General features: G+C 47.6%; 19 protein-coding genes. 6 read left to right on the plus strand and 13 right to left on the minus strand.

Features of this window, described 5'->3' with window-relative positions; translation table 11 throughout:
• Nucleotides 1-22 precede the first annotated feature (22 nt).
• From FN124_RS29430 to FN124_RS29495, 13 genes are all read right to left on the minus strand, one after another.
• The gene (locus FN124_RS29430) at nucleotides 23-1,213 is read right to left on the minus strand and encodes a glycosyltransferase family 4 protein (protein ID WP_142688378.1); all 1,191 of its coding nucleotides are present in this window, start codon (nucleotides 1,211-1,213) and stop codon (nucleotides 23-25) included.
• On the minus strand, nucleotides 1,197-1,949 hold the full coding sequence (locus FN124_RS29435; protein ID WP_142688379.1) for an FkbM family methyltransferase: 753 nt from the start codon (nucleotides 1,947-1,949) through the stop codon (nucleotides 1,197-1,199). Before FN124_RS29435 ends, FN124_RS29430 begins: the two co-directional genes overlap by 17 nt.
• Nucleotides 1,946-3,046 (minus strand): glycosyltransferase family 4 protein, encoded by a 1,101-nt coding sequence (locus tag FN124_RS29440; RefSeq protein WP_142688380.1) that lies wholly within the window; start codon nucleotides 3,044-3,046, stop codon nucleotides 1,946-1,948. The genes FN124_RS29435 and FN124_RS29440 overlap by 4 nt, the downstream gene beginning before the upstream one ends.
• Before the next feature lie 14 nt (nucleotides 3,047-3,060).
• Nucleotides 3,061-3,681, minus strand: coding sequence for a hypothetical protein (locus FN124_RS29445; RefSeq protein ID WP_142688381.1), 621 nt, complete (start codon nucleotides 3,679-3,681; stop codon nucleotides 3,061-3,063).
• Complete coding sequence (locus tag FN124_RS29450) at nucleotides 3,665-5,095, minus strand: hypothetical protein (RefSeq protein ID WP_142688382.1); 1,431 nt, start codon at nucleotides 5,093-5,095, stop codon at nucleotides 3,665-3,667. The genes FN124_RS29445 and FN124_RS29450 overlap by 17 nt, the downstream gene beginning before the upstream one ends.
• A gap of 13 nt (nucleotides 5,096-5,108) precedes the next feature.
• Nucleotides 5,109-6,014 (minus strand): nucleotide-diphospho-sugar transferase, encoded by a 906-nt coding sequence (locus tag FN124_RS29455; RefSeq protein WP_142688383.1) that lies wholly within the window; start codon nucleotides 6,012-6,014, stop codon nucleotides 5,109-5,111.
• Complete coding sequence (locus tag FN124_RS29460) at nucleotides 6,014-6,661, minus strand: class I SAM-dependent methyltransferase (protein WP_142688384.1); 648 nt, start codon at nucleotides 6,659-6,661, stop codon at nucleotides 6,014-6,016. Before FN124_RS29460 ends, FN124_RS29455 begins: the two co-directional genes overlap by 1 nt.
• 1 nt (nucleotide 6,662) lies before the next feature.
• Nucleotides 6,663-7,346: an FkbM family methyltransferase gene (locus FN124_RS29465; protein WP_260607613.1), complete on the minus strand. Its 684-nt coding sequence runs from the start codon at nucleotides 7,344-7,346 to the stop codon at nucleotides 6,663-6,665.
• A gap of 5 nt (nucleotides 7,347-7,351) precedes the next feature.
• A complete protein-coding gene (locus tag FN124_RS29470; RefSeq protein WP_142688386.1) occupies nucleotides 7,352-8,698 on the minus strand; it encodes a flippase in 1,347 nt (448 codons plus the stop codon).
• Nucleotides 8,691-11,054, minus strand: a complete 2,364-nt coding sequence (locus tag FN124_RS29475) for a GumC family protein (RefSeq protein ID WP_185937453.1) — start codon at nucleotides 11,052-11,054, stop codon at nucleotides 8,691-8,693. Before FN124_RS29475 ends, FN124_RS29470 begins: the two co-directional genes overlap by 8 nt.
• Nucleotides 11,055-11,062: 8 nt before the next feature.
• The gene (locus tag FN124_RS29480; RefSeq protein WP_142688388.1) at nucleotides 11,063-11,824 is read right to left on the minus strand and encodes a polysaccharide biosynthesis/export family protein; all 762 of its coding nucleotides are present in this window, start codon (nucleotides 11,822-11,824) and stop codon (nucleotides 11,063-11,065) included.
• A 121-nt stretch (nucleotides 11,825-11,945) separates the two neighbouring features.
• On the minus strand, nucleotides 11,946-13,172 hold the full coding sequence (locus tag FN124_RS29485) for an acyltransferase family protein (RefSeq protein WP_142688389.1): 1,227 nt from the start codon (nucleotides 13,170-13,172) through the stop codon (nucleotides 11,946-11,948).
• A 580-nt stretch (nucleotides 13,173-13,752) separates the two neighbouring features.
• Complete coding sequence (locus FN124_RS29495) at nucleotides 13,753-14,271, minus strand: hypothetical protein (protein ID WP_221887958.1); 519 nt, start codon at nucleotides 14,269-14,271, stop codon at nucleotides 13,753-13,755.
• Between the two features lie 442 nt (nucleotides 14,272-14,713).
• On the opposite strand from FN124_RS29495, the gene FN124_RS29500 reads away from it, so the two are divergent.
• The 6 genes from FN124_RS29500 (at nucleotide 14,714) to FN124_RS29520 (ending at nucleotide 20,348) form a co-directional block, all read left to right on the plus strand.
• Nucleotides 14,714-15,166 carry a hypothetical protein gene (locus tag FN124_RS29500; RefSeq protein WP_142688390.1) on the plus strand — a complete coding sequence of 151 codons (453 nt, stop codon included), beginning with the start codon at nucleotides 14,714-14,716 and terminating at the stop codon, nucleotides 15,164-15,166.
• Nucleotides 15,163-16,050 carry a DMT family transporter gene (locus FN124_RS29505; protein ID WP_142688391.1) on the plus strand — a complete coding sequence of 296 codons (888 nt, stop codon included), beginning with the start codon at nucleotides 15,163-15,165 and terminating at the stop codon, nucleotides 16,048-16,050. The genes FN124_RS29500 and FN124_RS29505 overlap by 4 nt, the downstream gene beginning before the upstream one ends.
• 127 nt (nucleotides 16,051-16,177) lie before the next feature.
• The gene (locus FN124_RS29510) at nucleotides 16,178-17,491 is read left to right on the plus strand and encodes a RagB/SusD family nutrient uptake outer membrane protein (RefSeq protein WP_142688392.1); all 1,314 of its coding nucleotides are present in this window, start codon (nucleotides 16,178-16,180) and stop codon (nucleotides 17,489-17,491) included.
• Between the two features lie 229 nt (nucleotides 17,492-17,720).
• Entirely contained in the window at nucleotides 17,721-18,197 is a 477-nt protein-coding gene (locus FN124_RS31280) for a hypothetical protein (RefSeq protein ID WP_221887959.1), read from the plus strand.
• Nucleotides 18,178-18,654 carry a hypothetical protein gene (locus FN124_RS31285; protein WP_221887960.1) on the plus strand — a complete coding sequence of 159 codons (477 nt, stop codon included), beginning with the start codon at nucleotides 18,178-18,180 and terminating at the stop codon, nucleotides 18,652-18,654. Before FN124_RS31280 ends, FN124_RS31285 begins: the two co-directional genes overlap by 20 nt.
• Before the next feature lie 2 nt (nucleotides 18,655-18,656).
• Nucleotides 18,657-20,348 carry a GH39 family glycosyl hydrolase gene (locus FN124_RS29520; RefSeq protein WP_142688393.1) on the plus strand — a complete coding sequence of 564 codons (1,692 nt, stop codon included), beginning with the start codon at nucleotides 18,657-18,659 and terminating at the stop codon, nucleotides 20,346-20,348.
• Nucleotides 20,349-20,424: the final 76 nt, after the last annotated feature.

The raw sequence follows: 20,424 nt of genomic DNA on the forward strand, positions 1-20,424 counted from the left end.
GATGACGAATGTTTGTATCAGTTCAGATAGTATTAAATATTTGCAGGAATTTGTTTTCTATATGCTGTATGTCGAAAGTCCTTTCTGCGTATGCGCGGCCGTTGCGCCCCATTTCTTCCCGTAGCGCCGGATCAGTCACCAGTTTCTCAATTTGCCGGCAGAAGCCCTGCGGGTTATCAGGGGCAATACAATAGCCAGCTTTGTTATCCAGTACAATAGCGGCGCTCAGGTTATCCGGCGGCATGGCCAGTACGATGGGCTTTTCCGCGCACAGGTAAGTGAGCACCTTTGATGGTACTGAATAGGCGCCGGCATCCTGCTCCAGTATAGCCAGCAAAATGTCGGCGGCGCCAAGTACCTGGCTCATCTCCCGGAAGTCCTGGAAGGGCAGCAGCAGGAGGTTGTCCAGCTGCTGCTGTTCTTTTTCCTTTTGCAGGAAGTCGGCCCCCAAACCTTCAGAGATCACAATAAACACTACATCCTTATGTTGGCGGAAATACGCCGCGGCGGCGGAGAGCATGGACGGATTATGTTTTAACCCCAATGTGCCTGAATAAACGATACAGGTTTTATCGGCCACCTGGTGCCGGCTGGCCCATTCATTTTTCTTTTTTGCAGGCGTTATTTCCCCCAGTGGCGCCCAGTTGGGGATACAGGTTACCTGTTGTGGGCGGATCTTCCATTTTTGAAAAAGATCATTAAAGCCGGGAGTGATGCTCACCACATGCGCGCTTTTTTTCAGTAAACCGGCTTCCAGTTTTTTGAAGTAGTGCCATAAGGGAAAACCGATGAAACCCAGCCTGCGGCGGGCGATCTGCCGGATGGCAATGGTATAGATATCCTGGCACCAGTACACAAATTTGATTCCCTTATTGATGCAGTATTGCTGTACATGCTGTTGTACAAACAATGGCGTAGTGCCGCTCAGCACCACATCAGGCCTGAATATTTCCAGCTGGCGTATAAGCTGGCGGGCGTAGTCAATTTCCTGTTCCCGTCTTTTTAAAAGAGAGTATTTATCAAATGCGCCTTTGATCATAATGGGCAGTATTGTTAAACTGGTTCCGGATACGGGCAGGTCTTCAAAGTTGCCCTTGGGCGATTGAAAGGAAACAGAGTAGGCATGCAATACTTCATGCCCGCTTTGTGCAAACTGCCGGCTTAACTGCAGGGTGAATGCGTGGCCGGAATGGTCGTTAACTACAATTCTCATGGGTTTTTCTTTTATAAAGCAGGTCCATTTGCAGGATTTGTAATTTTTCTGATTGAAGAAATCCTACCGGGGCAATGAATTCAAATCCAAGCTCTTTTACAAAATGATGCATTTCATCAAACAATGGCTCGCCGTCGTACATCTGTACAAAAGAGGTTTCAAACAACAGGTAGTCGATCTGCCACAGGCTTTTGATGGCGCCTTTCAATACTTCTTTCTCAAATCCCTGTACATCCATTTTCAGCAGTACCGGCGGGATAAAAGTGAGCCGGTGCAGAAGGTCGTCCAGCCGCTGCACAGGCACCTCTATCTGGCGGGTGGTAGCTGTTTTGGGCAGCATGTTTTTTTGCAGAGCAGATACATTCAGCGCTGAGCTGGCGTGGGAGTAGGCATTGCTGTGAAATTCCAGCGTTCCGTTGCAATTGCCCAGGGCCATGTTATAGGTGCTGATATTGCTAAGTCTCCTCGTATTACGTTGCAGCAGGGCAAACACATGGGGAAGGGGCTCAAAGGAATGGATGCGCGCACGGGGGTAAAAGTGAGCGGCAGCCATGGCAAACTGGCCCTGGTTGGCGCCTGCATCTATGATAGCGCCCAACGTGGGAATATAATGCCGGCAGTTATGTAGTATCCGGGTGGAAGCTACGGAGGCGCCTTTTTCCAGCAGTGAGCCAAATCCCCTGCCGGAGCTGAGGAATACCTTTACGGTGTCTGCTATTTTGAAAATAATACTCATGTGGAGAATTTGAGGTTCCAGCAATCTTTGTAAAAACCAATTGTTTCCTGTACGCTTTTATCCCATGTAAATTGCTGCACCCGTTGCAGGCCCTGTTGAATCAGCTGCTGCCGGTAGTTTTCATTTTCGAGTGCGCTGATCTTTTCTGCAAATAATACGGGGTCGGCCGAATCGGCCATCAGGCCTGCATCGCCCACTACTTCAGGCATGGAGGTAGCGTCGGTGGTTACTACCGGGCAACCGGCTTTCATGGCTTCTCCCGGCGGAAAGCCAAATCCCTCATACGCAGAAGTATAGAGCAAACAGAAAGCATGGTTGTATAAAACATTCAGATCGGCCTGGCTGATGGCAGGAAAAATATGATAACGGCCGGCTATCTTTTCCTCCATCATATTCATTTCTTTTTTATTCCAGGGTTCTCCACCCACAGCTACCAGGTGGCAGGAAGGGGAAAGCAGCTCCATTGTTTTTACGGCCATGAAAAAATTCTTATAATGCCTGCGCGCGCCAACATACAGGATGAATTTTTTCTGCAGATCCATGTGCAGCGAACAGCTTACCGGTTGTTGTTTGCTGATGGGGAAGAAGTTGCCGATACCATGATGGATCACTTTTACCTTTGCAGGATGAATGTCCGGGAAGAAGTGCAGCAACTCTCTCCGGGTACTGTCTGAAATACAGATAATGCCATCGGCACGGCGGATGCTGTAGGCTTTTTGCAGGATGTTTGCCAGTCCGCGGGGGAACTTTGTAGCCAGTTTCCGCTCATGGGCAAAGTCGTGCACCGTAAGGATATTCAGGATATCTTTTTGTGGAGATACACGGAGGTAACCTCCATGAAAAACAGCAGCAGGGGGCAGGGAATAACGGAGGGGCAGGTACCGCAGGTATTTGTGGGGGATCCAGCTTTCGCGGATACAGTTAAAGCGGTGGTAATCTATGTTCCGCTCAAAAATATTGTCTGATTGCGGTCTTGCGTTTAAGCAGCCAACAGACAGGCCGCTGTTGCTCATACCGCACAGCAGCTCATACCAGTAGGCGGATACGCCACCGGCTTTCTGAATAGAGAACACAATATTGTCTAAAAATACCTGCATCTTTTATATTGCCGTTAGATCCACATGTGTAGCATCACCGGGTTGCCGGAGATGTAATGAATTCCCTTTACCAGGTGATTGTATTCCGGCACCACGCCTTTTATCAATGCGATCAGCTGTTCGTAGTCCTGTCCTTCGTGATAAGTGGTGATCGCTATAATGATCACTTTGTTTTTATGACGGAAAAGCTCCCGCAGTGAGTCCACAAAAAGGGGTAAGGGCTCCAGCACAAAGATGCGGCTAGCGGTATGCTGGTGTTTGAAGGCAAAGAATCCTTCGGCGCTGCCACAGTCTACCACCACGTCGCCGGGTGCAACGGCTGTTTGAGGGATCTCGTAGTAATGCCAGTGTTGCGGTCTTGCTTCCGCCATCACCATGGCAAAGCTGTACAGCGGGGCGGATGCGGGGTAAATAAATGTATCGTCATAACCCTTTATCCGGTAATAACTGTATTTTTCATCCTTGTTTATCAGGGTAGCTCTTTCATTGGCTACCGCGTACATGCGCGGCGAAAACAGATGGTACCGCATTTCATGCCAGGCCGTTCTCTTCCGTACCTTTTTGTTGAAAAGATAGTGGTATAACAAAGACGACCTGAATTTTAATCCCCAAAGGATACTATGTACTTTGTTCATCTCCCTTTTCGTTTACTGGTTCGTTATAATATGCACAGAGTAATGCCACTATAATCAGGAAAAGATCTATCTGGCTGAAAAAGAAACAAACCGCGACATACGCCAGGTAGCTGCGCTGAAACGGCGGAACGTCCTGCCCTGTGCGGGTTAGTATCAGGAAGAAGAAGAACAGGGAAACCGCCCCGAATTCAGCCAGGATAAAGAACCAGCGCATATTCAGATTGCGGCCGCCAACGCCTTCTATACTACTTTGATAACTGAGCTGTCCGAAGAAATAATTGGGGGGGATAAAGGGGCTGTTGCCTGCACCGTAGCCGGATATCAGGAGATAGGGCTCATCCCGCAGAAAATCCACCACCGGCAGTTCCATATCCCTTTGCAGCGGAATGCCGAGAATGATATTGCTCTTGCCCCAGATTTCCTCGTTGTCGTAGCGGTAGGCGGATCTTTCAAAAAGCAGCTGGTATACCGGTTGATGACGGTTCTCCATATAATGTTTCAGGAAATATTCCTTGGATGCAGCCACTCCCAGGAAAATGCCAATGATCATCCCCAGGGTGGCTGTTATCTTCCATCTTACCGGCACAGGTCCCGGTAAGCATAAAAACAGGAGACCACCAGCCAGGATATTGATCCAGAATGTTTGGGACGAAGTGAGTATGCCCGCCACTATCATCACCGCCGTAGCCTTGTAATTCCGGTCTCTCATAAAGAAAGGGATCGCAAGGGAGAGAAAGGCGCCAAACATTTTAGGTTCCCCGAATAATGCCTGTACCCGTAATCCCAGCGGACCGTTGATCTCCTTCATCAGGTAACGGCTTTGCAACCCGAGTAATTCACTCAGCTCCAAATTGTGGAAAATGAGCTGTACAGCTACCTGGATGGAGGCAATCACACAGGATATGACCGCAATTTTTTTTATGCTCAGGGCGAATTGTTCAAAGGAAAGCTGCTTTCGTTCCTGTACTATCTTGGCGCCGATAGCAAACAGGGGAAGGTAGGTTTTCAGGTAAAAGTACAGGGGCTTTGTATAGAACACAAACAGCTTACCGCCGGGATAATTGAAAGGATCTTTGTAAAGCTGCGTGATCAGGAATACCGCGATACTTGAAAGCAGCGGCAACAGCAGCAGGAAAAGATATTCCTTCCGGATATACTGCCGGCCGGTAAACAATTGATGGGCCTGTTCAAAAAAGATGAACATACCTACGAAAAATGTAGCGGTAAAAGTTGGCCCGATAGTTAGCAAGGTATAGGCTTCCGATGCAAAGGCGTACAACAGCATGTCTATAATGCTGATCCGCCTGTTGTAATACAGGTACAGCAATATGGCCGCAATGATCAGGGGCATGCTTTCCCTGAAACATTCCACGAATAGATTACTGCTTTGAAGACTGCTGTTTACGGTTTCCATATTATTTTACGGGTCAGGAAATGCGTTTGTACATGTTGTATAGAAACGTATTGTTTTTTACTATTTTTTTTATCCTGAGATATAACCTGCCGGGGTTATACAAGGTGTTGATGGTATACCTGTCTGCTTCTTCGTTGATATGGTGACTGCCGGGATGAGTGATGTCCGTTATAGCGCCATACCGGATACTTTTAAACCAGCGGGGAACCACACGGGTATGGGTGGCATCTTTGCCATAGCCAATGTTTTCAACAAGACTTATATTAGGCGTGATCACCCATCCCTTATTGAACCACACGGTCATAAACCATTGAATATCCCAGGTGTCCACCCGTTTGTCGTAAATAGCCTGCAGCTCCGATTGCAGGAAGGTATTGAGCCCTTCCCGGGATGCGTGTTTATATCGTTGAAGGGTAAAGTCATAATACTGCCAGGCACGCCGCCAGGTGGCCCATCCCCATATATGCGCATAACGGGAAAAATAATAGGAAGCGTTTCCCCGCCGGATGCCCGATTGGTAATTACCGCCGTTGATATGCATAATGGTTTCATTCATGCGGTATTGCGTTAACATCTCAGTACAAAAAGAAAAAAAAGTGGGGTCCGGTACACAGTCATCTTCCAGTATAATCCCTTCTTCCACATGGCTGAAGAACCAGTCGATCGCCGAGCTTACGACTTTACCGCAGCCCAGGTTATGGGTGCGGAACAGGGTAGTTACTTTACAGGGCCAGTCGATACCATTGAGTATGGCTGTGCGGGTGGCCTCGCACAACTCCGCTTCCCCGGGTTTGCCGGCCCGCGGCCCGTCGGCGGCAATGAACAGCTGTTCCGGCTGTTGCAACCGGATTTGCCCGAATACCTGCAATGCCTGTCCGGGACGGTTAAATACCAGGAATAAGACCGGCGTGTGTAACATCATTTAGTTGCCTCCAATGCAACGGCGTTATTAAATCTTATTTCTTCTTCCACCAGTTTGAACATGCTGTCGGGGCTGTCGTTGAATGCACAGTGTCTTATGTTCTTAAACCCCGCGGCGGCCAGCTGGTGCGATAAGGAAAGGTGATCCCACATATACAGGTGCTCCCGGTTGCCCAGTGCCAGCTGGATCAGCTGTTTGAATCCCCGCACCCTTTCTTCCTTTCCAAGCAGGGTTTCTTCCATGAACCCCGTATTGGCTTTAGGATCATTCTCCGAAAGCTGTGCAATATATCTCCTGGCGGCGCCGGCCAGGTCGGGCACTACGCACCTGAAGTAACCGCCGGGCTTCAGGATATGAAAGGTATTCCTGATAGCAAGGAGGCAGTCGTTATAAGCCAGGTGCTCCAGTACATGCGAACAATAAATGCCATCGCATGAACTCTCTTTTATCCCCGGAAGCCCCTTTAATATATCGCCTTTCAATACGTCGGGATGGAAAGTAACATGCATGGCCGGCTTCAGCAGTTTCCCTATCAGGGGAACCCGCTGAAGCCTCAGCGTAGGCGAGGAATCATAGTTTTTCCAGCCGGCAGGTGCTGAAAAAGGCCCACAACCATATTGTACATATAACTTGCTTCCAGGCATTTTATGTGTTCATGTTTTTAAAGAAATAGGTGTAATATGTTTTGGCAAACATGCGGTATCCCACGGTTTGCATAAACCGGCATAACTCGCAGGGCCCGGCCTGTAATACATCAAATGGAGGCGACTCCGCCAGCACATAGGCGGGCCTGTATTTATCCCAGTTATTGGATCGCAGTACTTCCATATCAAATCCTTCTGCATCAATAGTTAGGATGTCGATCTTAACATCTTTAGCCAGGTAAGTATCCAGGATCTCTGCCAGGGGCCAGGTATCTATCTTCTTTTCATCAATCACCCGGTACCTGGATACCTGCGTGTATTCCTTCACTTTTTCAGGAGAGAAAGTGTTTAAAGCAGGTTCGTTAAATATGAAATAGGTGAGTTGTTGCTTTACTGCCGACACACCTATTTCCAGGTTGATATCTTTAGGCCGGTACCTGTTGAATAAGGCCATTGAGCCAGGCATGGGATCAATGTTAATCCCCGTCCACCTGCGCTTGTAAAGCAGGTAGGTATTGGATACCCGGAAGGGGTGATGGGCGCCCACATCTATATAAACACCTCTCTTTTTCCCGTCAAAGATCCTTTGTAAAATGAGGTCTTCCCCTTCCGAGCTGTAAGCACGTACACCGTAACTAAGCCTTGGAAACAGGGTAGTAACCAGTTTGGCCGCGATATTTCTCATGCTGCTCATTTGGTATACTGTTTTTGGTTGAAGGTAAACAGACGGGTGGCGAAGATCCACAGGTTGCTGTGTACCTGTTTGATATCTGCAAGGGCCTGTATGGGATGAAACATTCTTTTGGCAAGCAGGTAGCCCTCGCCGCTTTTGTCGAGCAAAACCAACATGGCATACACGGTGCTGTAAGCCCCTACGGTGGCGATAGCCGCGCCTGTGCCGCCATAAGCGGGGATAATGAAAAAGTTTACCCCTACATTAACGAGCAGGCCCGACAGGTTGCCGTACAGGTAGCTCTTGTATTCTCCTTCTACGAACAGGTACTGTACCATTACAACGCTGAGGAACACAGGTATCCCTGCCCATATATGGATCCTCAGCATCCGGGAAGCGGCCGCGTAGCCTTCGCCGTACAGGAAAGGAATGATGAGGTGCGCAGTGAATGTGATCAGCAATGCAATACCCAGGCTTAGCCAGAACGACAGGCGCAGCCACTTTTCCAGCGCGGCCAGGTAAGCACTGCGGCTGCTCTTTTTCTTTTGAATAAGACCGGGCAGTATGGCTACGGATATCACTGTAGGAATGGCGTACCATAGCTCCGAGATCCGTGCCGCGCTTACATATTTCCCCAGTTCCCCCGGGTTGGAAAGCAGGTCCAGCAGCACCAGGTCTATCTTCATAAATAATACCACCACCAGGTTGGAAAGTATCAGCGGCCAGCTTTGCACCAGCAGCGTTTTAGCCAGTGTACGGTCAATACGAAGGGTGAAATCTGCCGTATTGTAGTAGCCATAGATCGCTATTACTACCAGGTAGGTGACCACCAGTTCTATCACGGATGTCCACAGGAATGCCATCAGCGAGCCATCCAGGTATATGATGACCAGTTTTATTGCGCAGAAAGCGAGGAACACCGTTACTTTGGGAATGATCACCTTTTTTACATTGTGCTTCGCCTGGTAGAAGTAGTCCAGCACATCGAAAGATTGCAGCACAATGATCAGTGCAGAAAAAATAGTGCAGTATATATATAGTTGCTGGTGTTGCCGTGTAAACCACACAATGCTTACGCTGATGGCCATACAGATGATACCGGCCACGATCCGCATTAAGATAACGGTAACTACAATGGCGCCCTGTTTTTGCCCGTTATGCAGGATCTCTTTTACAGCGAGTTTGTCCATGCCAAGTATGGCTACACTGCCTATAATAGTGGTGAGGGCCAATGCATAGCTCCAGATCCCGAATTCCTCCGGGCCCAGGTGCCTGGCAATGAGCGCCATGATGATAATGCCCGGGAAAAGTTTACTGAGCTTATCTATCAAAAGCCAACCGCTATTTTCAAATAATTTATGCAATGCGTTGTTTTATTTTTTTAACCAGTGATGACCACGTATGATGCTGCTGTTTATTTTCTGTGTATGAGTAATGATCGTAGTAGTAATAAGGATAGAAGGTATCCTGTTCTATGCCGTTGAAAATGATCCCTATTTTTTTGAAGAAGCCTTTCCGGACATTTTCTGATACAGGTATCAGTTTGGATTTAAGGGTGAAGTTGTAACGCACCACAAACAGGGCACAGTCGACCTGGCCAGAAATGCTTTTCGCATCGGATACAATACCAATGGGCGACATATCGATCACCACGTAATCAAACAGGTCTTTCAGCTGCGCCAGCAGCTCGGCCATACGCTCTCCCTCGATAAGCTCAATAGGGTTGGGAGGAATAGGGCCGGAAGATACCAGGTAAAGCCCGTCGGTGCCTGGTACTTTCTTAATGATCTCTTCTATGGTTTTATTCCCGATGATGTAATTGGTAACGCCAACGTTATGGTCCAACCCCAGGAACTGCGACAGCTTTGGTTTCCGCAGATCCAGTTCCAGCAGCACCACTTTTTTATTACTTACCGTTAAAGAGTTGCCCAGGTGGGCAGACAGGAAGGTTTTTCCTTCTCCTGATATGCTGGAGGTAAGGAGAATGGTAGGCGTACCGGTAACGCCGGTGAGCAGGAACTTCAGGTTGGTGCGCATATTAAATACCTGCTCCACCAGTACCGAACGGTTTTGAAGCGACATATCGCGGGCGCCTTCTTCCTGCTGGTAAATTTCCGCGATAACAGGCAGATCGAACACCTGTTCAATTTCTTTTTTACTGAGTACACTGGGATTCAGGAAATATTTCAGATAGATGTAAGCGCTGGTGAGTACCAGGCCGGCGGCGATAAAGCCGATGAATACAATAGATTTTTTAGGGGCGATGGGTTTGTCCGGTACAAAAGCAGGAGCAATCACTTTGTTATCTACCACGTTACTGGCATAGGCTACCGATGCTTCTTCCTTCTTTTTCAGCAGGTAGAGATACAGGTTTTCCTTTACGCCCTGCTGTCTTTTTATGTTAATGTATTCTTTTGCATAGGTAGGGATGTTGGCTATTTTTCCCTGTATCTGGTTTACTTTCTGCTGTGTTTCTTTTTGTACCACGTTGGCATTCCTTCTGTATCCGGCAATATAATCGCGGATGGTTCTCCGCGTATCGGTGATCTGCGACTCCACGTTTTGCAGGATCTCGCTGGCAGGCTTGAGGGAAAGCGACAACCGTTTCTTTTCCCGGAGCGCTTCTTCGTACCGGTTGATCATGGAGGTAAGTGTTTGATCAATATTACCAAGTACCGGTGCAAAGGGATAATTGCTGGCGGGGTTGCTGATATAGCTTTCCACCTGGTCAAAAACGGAGAGTTGCATATTGGCTTCGCTGAGCCGGATATCTGCTTCCTTTACCTGTTCCAGCGCCAGTTTGGAGCTGGCGTCAATATCTGTGATGCCTCTCTGGATCTTAAAATTTTCTTCCTGTTTTTCCAGCAGCCCCAGTTCTTCTTTTAAGGAATCAATTCTAACTGCCAGGAAGTGAATGGTTTTAAAGGCCACCCGGTTTTTGTCGTCGAGGGTATATTCATTGTAGGCTTCCAGTAAGGAGTTGAGGAAATCGGCGGTCCTTTCGGGTACGGGGTCTTTATAGCTTACGAGTATTACCGTGGCATCGCGGTTCACCAGCGCGGTACCTATTTCTTCTATTTTTTCATAGGTCAGTTCCGGTACCGAATCCACGCGGATACGGAAAGTGCCGGCAGGAGCGGTGGATGCTGTAGCGGGAAAAGTGATCATGAATTTATCTTTCGCCACGGTGAATGGTTCGCCGGGCCTGGTAGTGAATTGCAGGCCGCTATCGGTGGTATTGTTCACCTGTTTTATTTTCAGCAGATCATTTTCCCGGGTCACATCAAAAATGTAATTGCCTACTTTGGTACTATCGCTCAGTACGCGGATGGTGAGTGGAGGATGGTTGTAGATCTCTTCATTGTTCACTGTTCCTTTCAGGTAATACCGGGTATTAAAGCCGCCGGCTGCGATCACTTTTTCCACCAGGATAGGGGCTTTCAGCACTTCCATCTCGTTTTCAATATTTTTCCCGTTGTTAAAAAGTGCAAGGGATTTCAGGGCATCCATTTCTTCCCCGCCACCTTTTTTTTCATCTTTCAGGTAAAGCCTGGCGGTGGACATATAGATCGGTTTCTTGTATTTCAGGTACAGCATGGCGCCTGTTACCATGGCCATCAGTACCAGGAGATAAAGCGGCCAGTGGAATACCACTTTCTGGAAGAGATCATTCAGATCTATAACGGAGCCCTTATTGCTGGTTGTTTTTTGCTGATTCATAACACTGATCATTTACTTAGAATGACGATCGTGGTAATAAGTGATATTACGCCGATGATGGCCGGCAGCAGCTGTATTGTTTTGGACGTAGCGAATTTGCGGTCGGGGCCGGGCTTTACGTACACAACATCATTATTGCTGAGATAATAGTAGGGTGAAGAAAGGGTTTTGCTGTCGTTCAGGTTCACCGATGCATATGTTTTAACGCCGTTGATCTCCCTTATGATCATGATGTCGTCGCGTTTGGCGGTAACATTGAGATCGCCGGCCATGCTCAGTGCATCCAGTATGGAGGCTCTTTCAGCGCCGATGCGGAAGGATCCGGGGCGGGCTACATCACCGAGTACGGATACTCTGAAATTTACCAGCCGCGTAGATACATAGGCGTTACGGACTGTTTTCTCCAGTTCCTGCGATACCAGGTCGTTGATGGCGGCAGTGGTTTTATCTTTTACATTTATTTTTCCTATCACCGGCAGGGCTATATAGCCGGCACTGTCTACCAGGTATCCCGGTTCCATGCCGCTGTTCGAAGCCGGCCCGGAAACGGTAATGTTAGGGTTAAAGATCTGCGACACTTCTTTATCGAGCGTGGTGATCGTGATCTGAAGGATGTCGCCGGGTTGTATTTTCAATTGCTGCATGCGGTGTAGTGAATCTACTCCCGAGGCTGTTGCAATGTCGTTAAAGTAGGTCAGTTTCCGGGAGCTGTTGCACCCGGTAATTATTATCAACGCCAGGATCAATGGAAAGCTGAATTTCAATCCCATATTAAGTGATTAATTTATCTGTTCGGTACGGTATCACAGGAAGTGTGCATGCAGGTATTTCACCGGCATTCATCACCATTTTAAAACAAGGATCTAACGGGTCTCCTCATTGCGGACTTCTTTATGTTGTTACTTTAACATCAGCTATGTTTACACCGGCCCTGTTTGTTTTAAAGAATCTGGCCCTGAGCTTCTCCTGTGCAGGCAGCTCGAAATAGTAGTAAGTGATCAGGCTCAGTGGCAGCAGAATCAGGAAAAAAAGCAATAAAGTATATGGCGACCGGAATACTAGCCGGTTCATATGAAAGGCGTCTGCTACAAGTACAAAAATGATCTGCAGCGGGAAATGAATTAAGTACATCGCATAGCTGCAGTTACCAAGCAACGCCCATTTTTTGTTCAGCACACCCCTGGAGGTTTCCCACAGCGCCAGGGTAAGGATGGTGCAGGGTGACACCGCCGTGCGGAAGAAGAAGTTGCGGCCCAGTCCAAACGCAGATGCGGAGGACTCCGGGCTTTTACCGGGAAGCACCTGCATATACAGCTTTGTCCATATTTCCTGGAAGAAGGAGAACTGGTATTCTGCAAACAGCATGATCCATAATATTGCAGTAACCACAGCCAGGGCCGGCAGGTATTTCCGGGTCCTGTTCTCTTTCGTCATCCATACATACAGATAGTATACCAGCGCACCCAGGAAGAAAGAGTACATTCCTTTACCGATGATGCTATAGAAATACTGAATAAATATACCTGCAGGGATCATGAGGAGCAACAGCCATTTCTTATGTTGTAGCTTCAGGTAGCAGATAACAAAAAACATCAGGTATAACGCCACTTCCACGGAAACAGACCAGGAAGGCCCGTTAAAGGAGGGGCCTTTTTCAAATCCCCAGTTTTGCATGAACAGCAGGTTCAGGACAAAGTGGTAGCTGTCGTTGAACTGTATAATGAAATAATGCCCGGCATTTCTCAACATCAGCCATTGAAGTATGGCCACAGTTACCAGGGTTACCAGGTGAATGGGGTAGAGCCTGCTGAGGCGGAAGAACATAAACTTGCCAAAGTGAATATTCCTGTTGGCGATGCGTTCCGCATACAGCCAGAAGAAAATAAACCCTGAGAGGAGGAAGAATAAATCGACCGCTACCATGCCATCGTTGTAGAAGGCCTGCAGGTAAATATAGAACGGAAGTGCTGTTTTTTCGAAGCCTCCCTGTACCCAGGTATCATTGGCATAATAAAAGAACTGCCAATGGTAGAGGACAACTATAATAGCGGCGATACCCCTTATAGCATCCAGCGCATAAAAGTGCTGTGGGGAATTTTGATTTTGGTTTGAATTCATCAGGGCGTTTTCAAAGGCGATATTATCAATCTGCAGCAACCGGTCTTGTTGAATAATAATTGTATAGTCTTTCCCGTAGTGATTTGTTGGTAACAGTAGCCAGTCTTTGTTAGTTTTGAGATCTTTTCAATAGAGATATTATCACTGAACAGCAACAGTTCTCAATTGTATAATTCTAATTTAATTATAATAATGACAGTTATGATGCCTGCAAAACAAATGGATGTAATGAACGGGGCGGTTTTAAAATGAACAAAATGAATAAGGGGAAATCGAATAGCAGGTGGCTGTTTTTTATGATCTCTTTTCTCAACGGTTTAAGCCTGCAATTTGGATAACTGCTTTATAAAGTTATTGAGTATACGGATCTGAATGCTTCTCTTTCCAGTCATTTTCCGTCACATTGAAATTGGATAGCTTACAGTTGCTTAACAAACTGTTTAATACGCTTCATTACCTGGTCAAATCCAGGTAATCCTTCTCGATCAGGGCAGCATTTATGCCTGATTCCTCTTCTATGATACGTATTAAATCAGCAAAATCCTTATGTTCATGAAGATATTGTGGCATAGTTCAGTGCTCAATTTTCAGACCGGCGTAAAAAATCCTGATATAGTTTCCTGGCCTTGGCATTGCCGTAATAATTAAACAGCTTCATTAGCGTGTTTTTATCAATTTTCTCCATGAGAGAAAATAAGCGTGTAGTCAGTTCCACAGGATCTTCAGCGAGTGACTCCATATTTCCAGCCAGATCAACGAGCAAATATTCGGGGGTTACCTTTTTGGGATAATGCGGAACAATTTTAAAGTCAAAGAATTTATTACCCAGCTGGAATATGCCGTGTCGTTTATGATTATAAACAATACGTTTATTATACAGCTGGGTGGTACCTACTCCCAGGCTATTGTACGCGTTAGGAGAAGTAAGAAGAAAATCTTTAGCTTTTAAAAAACTACGTACCAGCTCCTTTTCATCCGGGGGAACCTGGCCAAAAGTAGATTGTTTGGGGTAATAATAAAGCCCTTGTTGTAGTTTCTTTAATGTACCATCTTCAATCAATTCCATTAAATGCCTGTCCACCGCATTTGTCCATTGCATAAGTTCTCCCCGACGGTAAACCCGGCCAGGCGAACAGGATATGTCCCTGCTGATCAATAAGAAAGTTGGCAGGCGCGCCATTGCGGTTACTAACTGATACCATTCGCACGAAAAGCCATTCCCCCATATCCTTTCGGACATACCCTACATTAAACCGGTAGTGAAAAAAAAGTTTAACCGTACTTCATCCGCATCTTTATAGATACGGCTTATCAGTGTCGCAAGTATGGCTTATCTATGGGGTATCTATCGGGTAAACGGGGAGTAGCTATACAGGAATGCCCTGAACGGCTGTGTTGTCTTTATAAAATGACCGGGCAGATCATTCTATATTCCGCATTACATTTCCGCTGAAAAGCCTGGTCATGGATAAAGATCATCGCAGGTCAAATATCGGACTAATTATCTAAATTACTTCTGGTTAAATCAATACTCAACCCTTATGACATCCGACACAGCAAAACAAACCGGCAGGAAAAAAGCGATAATGTCACTGTTGGTGGCAATGATCATCCTGGAGATCTTTTTGTTTTTTACAGAATCGGGAGGCGATTGGGCAAATGGACTGATCTTTTTTATAGATGCACAGATGAACCCAGAGGTGTTGGTCTTTTTTATATTTGGTATCACTTATTTTTTGGGAGGAAGAGCAGGAACCGGGATCTTTGAGCAACCGGAAAAATATTTATCCGCAGGAACGAAGTATGGTCTGCTTACCAGTTTGATCATGATCATTTACTGGGCCATTGCTTACCTGGTGAGCAATGGGTTTAATGTAACTTTTTACCAGATCATGCTGATATGGCCTGCTTTATTGTTAACAGCAGCTATAGCATCCGGCTGGTTATGGGCGGCCTGGCGGATCATGCAGAACGTGAAGAATAAAGACTTATGAAGAAAATAGTTGTAACAGAACGGGCAAAAGGTTTTATCAGTATTGTGTTTGTGATGCTCATATGGGGGAGTTCCTTTACGGTTACCAAAACGGTGGTAACAGAAGTATCGCCTTACCTGTTTGCTGCACTGCGTCATATAGTGGCCTGCGGGTTGTTGTTGCCTTTTTATTTGCGGCAGCGGAGAAAAGTACCGCAGCCGTTGCCTTATAAAAGGCTGGCTGTAATGGGCATATTGGGCATTACCGTATACTATGGTCTTTTCAACTCCGCCATGCTTTATATCCCGGCATCCACCGGTGCGTTGGTAGAGGGGTTAATACCGGTGGCGATAGCCATACCGGCGGCATTGTTGTTAAAAGAGCATATTGGGGGCAGAAGTATTGCCGGTATCGTATTATGTGTAACGGGTGTGGTGCTGGTAGGGTTTGTGGGAAATACCGGTGGGGCGCATACCCTGCGGGGCAGTGTGCTGATGCTGCTGGCGGTTTGCTGCTGGAGCGCATATACCTTGTTGTCGAGAAGCCTGAAGGATACAGATACCCTGTTAGCCACCGCGGTGAGCACTTTTATAGGATCGGCCTTTTTAATACCGGCCGCCGGCGTGGAACTGTACGCACATGGTATGCCGGAAATATCCGGGGAGGCATGGGCTGGAATTATTTACCTCGGTGTATTTGCTTCTGCGCTGGCTTACTTTCTTTATAACAGGGCGCTGGAAAGTTTGCCTGCCGCCCAGGTAGGGAATTTCCTGAACCTGAACCCTGTGATCGGTGCGCTGATTGCTGTGATATTCCTGAAAGATACTTTTACGCCCTGGCAGATGGCCGGTGGCCTGCTGGTATTGGCTGGCATCTGGCTGAGCTCAAAACGGCTAAAGCAATAGATCGTTTCTGCGGTGATTAAACCTGGTGATTAATGTGCTGTTGGTATGATGCAGACCGCCGTAGTAAAGTTGATTAATGACATGGATGCTGTAATTTTGCAGTGATTGAATCACCAGCAACTGTAATATGACCAACAGCACTGTTAAACTGCAAAGAATAAAGGACAGCAATATAGGAATAGCCACCCTGCTGGCTTTTGCCATGATCCCTATGTCGGGATTTGCCACGGATATTTATATTCCCTCCTTACCGGGCATGACAACCGCCCTGGGTATTTCCAACAGCCAGGCCCAGCTTACGCTGAGTCTTTTCCTCATCAGCTATGGCCTGTCGCAGCTTTTTATAGGAGGGCTGCTGGATAGTTTTGGGCGCTACCGGATTTCACTGGTGGATATGAAAGAGGAAATACGCCGCGAAAGGGCGGTGGAATTACAGGGCGAAGGTCAGCGCATGGATGACCTGAAACGCTGGCATATTGCGCATATTGAGCTTACAAAGCCATTACTGGGCGTACGTTGGGCTGGTACTGAGTTTGCCGCCAAATACCCCAAAGCGCCGGCTCTTACCGCCGATGGCGATGTACTTGCCGACCCGGTGAGCGAAAGGAAATTTACCGAGAAGAACTACCTGTGGCTGGATAAAGTGATCCTGGTTATTGACGATGTGAAAACATATAATACCGGGAAGTTTGAATGGCTGCTTCATCCCGGTGGCGATGCCCGTAAAACAGGAATGGACATCAGTATACAGAACAATAATGCCGCCGTGCTGGTAAGGCCGCTCTTCCCGGAAACACTGATACAAACAGGCTATAATCATGATTTCCCGGAGAAGATGAAGCTGGTGGCAAGAACGGCTCCGCAGGCAAAGGACCTTACCAGAACAGAAACTTATTTCTCTATACAATACCCGGAAGAAGTGAGACAAACAAAGTTTGTTACCACCATCATTCTGAAGGATTCTGTAAACGATAATAACATTCCGCAGATTGAACGGATTACGGCTGCAAACTATCTTGGCCTGCGTATCCGGCAATCCGGGAAGGTAACAAATGTGTACCTGAACCTGCTGGCAGACGGAAGGAAGATGCACCTGAACAGCTGCAACAATATGGGTGGATGGGATACGGATGCTTACCTGCTTGCCTTTACATGGGCGGAAAATAAGGATACCGGTAAGCCGGAAGATCTGCAGGATCTTTTTGTAGGCTATGGCAGTTATGTAAGAAAGGAACAGCGGGTAGTGTATGAATCTTTATCGAAATTATCCGGTATAGTAAGTTATGGGAAGAGTAATATAGCGGCGCATTTCAGCGGTCAACCCTATGCACGGATAGGGATATTTAGTGCGCGTGAGCCAGATGCGTTTTCCCTGAACGGAAAGAAGACCGCCATTAATTATCAGCCCTCGCTGTTTACTTTTTTACTGAAAGAACAATAATGAAAAGAAGCCTGGTTGTGGTGATGCTCTTTGTTTTTTCATGTGTGCAGCTGCACGCACAGGAATGGCAGTGGAGTATACCGGTAAGGGGTATACGAAAAAATAATCCACGTGCCTGGCTATGGATCCCTCCTGCGTGTAAACAGGTAAAAGGGGTAGTGGTAGCGCAGCATAATATGGAGGAAATTGCTATCCTGGAAGATCCTGTTTTCCGGGAGAATTATCGGCATTGGATTTTGCAGAGATATGGGTATCACCACCGTTTGATCATCTTTTCCGTTTTAATGAAGGCGCAGGTGAAATATTTGATTCCATGCTGCTGCGTCTTGCAGAGGGTTCCGGTTACAGGGAGCTGGTAACTGCGCCGGTGGTGCCGCTTGGGCATTCCGCCGCCGCCAGCTGGCCTTACTATTTTGCCGCATGGAAGCCGGAGCGCACATTGGCAGCTATCTCGGTAAGCGGGCAGTGGCCTTATTTCCGTGATGCCACCTTTGCGCCGGATATATGGGGTAACCGTAACATTGATTTTGTACCTTGTCTGGAAACGATGGGAGAATATGAAGCAGCAGATACCTGGAGCAATGAAGGCTTAAAGGAGAGAGAAGCGCATCCCCGTTTGCCATTGAGCATGCTGGCTTGTCCTGCTGAAGGGCATTTTGCCTCCACCACTGAAAAGGCTGCCTACATTGCCTTTTTTCATTGGTAAAGCAGTGCAGTACCGCATGCCCGGCGCCCACCGGTTCAGGCTACAGTTCCGCCCGGGAATGCTTCCTGACACCGGCCGCTATGACATATGGCTGGCGGCGGAACATCCCGGTGATAGCGTGTTTAAGCCCTCTGTGCAACAGGCGAAGATGACAGTGCCGGCTATACTTACCGGTGGCCGTGCGCAGCATATCCGCTTCGATGCATTGCCGGATACCCGGTATCATCAAAAAGGGATTGCTTTGAAAGCGGAGTCTGATGCAGGTTTACCCGTACAGTTTTTTGTAATGGAAGGACCGGCCCGTATCCTGGATAACCGCGTTTACATAACGCCATTACCGCCCCGCAGCAGGTTGCCCGTGAAGGTAACCATCGGCGCGTGGCAATATGGTATAAGAGACAGTATTAACACGGCGGTACCCGTTTACCGTAGTTTTTATATCACCAGCAATAAATGATCATGCAGAAGCACCTGTTACCGTTTTTTATCCTCCTGTTGCTGTTACCGGCCCTGCCGGGAAATGCGCAGCAGGATACCCTGTTGATGAGCGTAGATACCCGCAAAAGTAAAGGGCCGTTAAAACCAATATGGGCCTGGTTTGGCTATGATGAGCCTAACTACACCTATATGAAAGACGGGAAGAAATTGCTCACGGAAATTGCCGCGTTAAGTAAAGTGCCGGTATATGTGCGCGTACATAGCTTACTGGTAACCGGCGATGGTACCGCTGCATTGAAATGGGGATCTACCAATGCATATACCGAAGATGCCAGCGGCAACCCGGTATATAACTGGACCATTATAGACAGGATATTCGACACCTTTATAGAGCGGGGCATGAAGCCCGTTGCACAGGTGGGTTTTATGCCGGAAGCGCTGTCGGTAAAACCATCGCCTTACCGGCATCACTGGCAACCGGATAAGCAGTATAACGATATATTTACCGGGTGGGCCTATCCTCCGAAAGATTATAAGAAATTTGCCGCACTGGTATATGAATGGGTAAAGCATTCCGTAGCACGTTATGGAAAAGCGGAAGTGGAAAGCTGGTACTGGGAGTTGTGGAACGAGCCTAATATCGGTTACTGGAAAGGCACTACAGAAGAGTATATCAAGCTGTATGATTACACTGCCGATGCTGTGAAACGGGCATTGCCTACTGCCAGGATCGGCGGACCGGAAGTGACAGGCCCCAATTGGGATGTGGCTGCGAAGTTCCTTAAAACTTTCCTGGATCATGTGGTGAGCGGAAAGAACTACGCCACGGGAAAAACAGGCGCACCGCTGGATGTGATCACTTTTCACGCCAAGGGCGCGCCCAAGGTAACAGATGGGCATGTACAGATGAATATGGCCGCACAGCTGCGTGATATTGATAAAGGCTTTGAAATAATAGCCGGTTATCCATCGCTGAAAAAGCTGCCTGTTATTATCGGTGAATCAGATCCCGAAGGATGCGCCGCATGCTCGGAAGCATTTCACCCATCCAACGCTTACCGTAACGGCACTATGTATTCCAGCTACACGGCGGCTTCTTTTGCCCGGAAATATGACCTGGCAGCGGCCCGTGGCATTAACCTGGCAGGCGCGGTGACCTGGGCCTTTGAGTTTGAAGACCAGCCCTGGTTTGCCGGCTTCCGTGACCTGGCCACCAACGGCGTGGATAAGCCTGTGTTGAATGTATTCCGCATGTTTGGCCTGATGCAGGGCAACCGCCTGGAAGTGAGCGGGCAAACGAACTACAACTACCGGCAGATCCTCGACAGCAGCGTAAGGGGAGCCAAAAGGGATGTGAACGCATTGGCTGCCGGCGATGAGCACAGTACCAGCGTAATGGTGTGGAACTATCATGACGATAATATCATTCCCGCACAATCATCTCCCGTAAAAATAAAAGTAAAAGGGCTGCCTTCCACACACGTTTTACTGAAGCATTACCGGATAGATGCAACCCATAGTAACGCTTATGAAGTGTGGAAGAAGATGGGATCACCGCAACATCCTGATGCTATACAAACAGTGCAGCTGGAACGCGCGGGACAACTGGAAGCCATCAGTTCACCGGAGTGGGTGCTTCCCCGTAACGGCGAAATTGTATTAAATACAGATCTTCCCGGACAGGGAGTATCATTGCTGCAATTAACGTGGTAACATTTAATTTCCTGCGTAAAACCTGCCCTGCAGCAATAGCTGCAGGGCTTTTTAGTTATGTCGCAAACTCCCCTGA

The organism is Chitinophaga polysaccharea (assembly GCF_902150045.1).
GTDB lineage: Bacteria > Bacteroidota > Bacteroidia > Chitinophagales > Chitinophagaceae > Chitinophaga > Chitinophaga polysaccharea_A.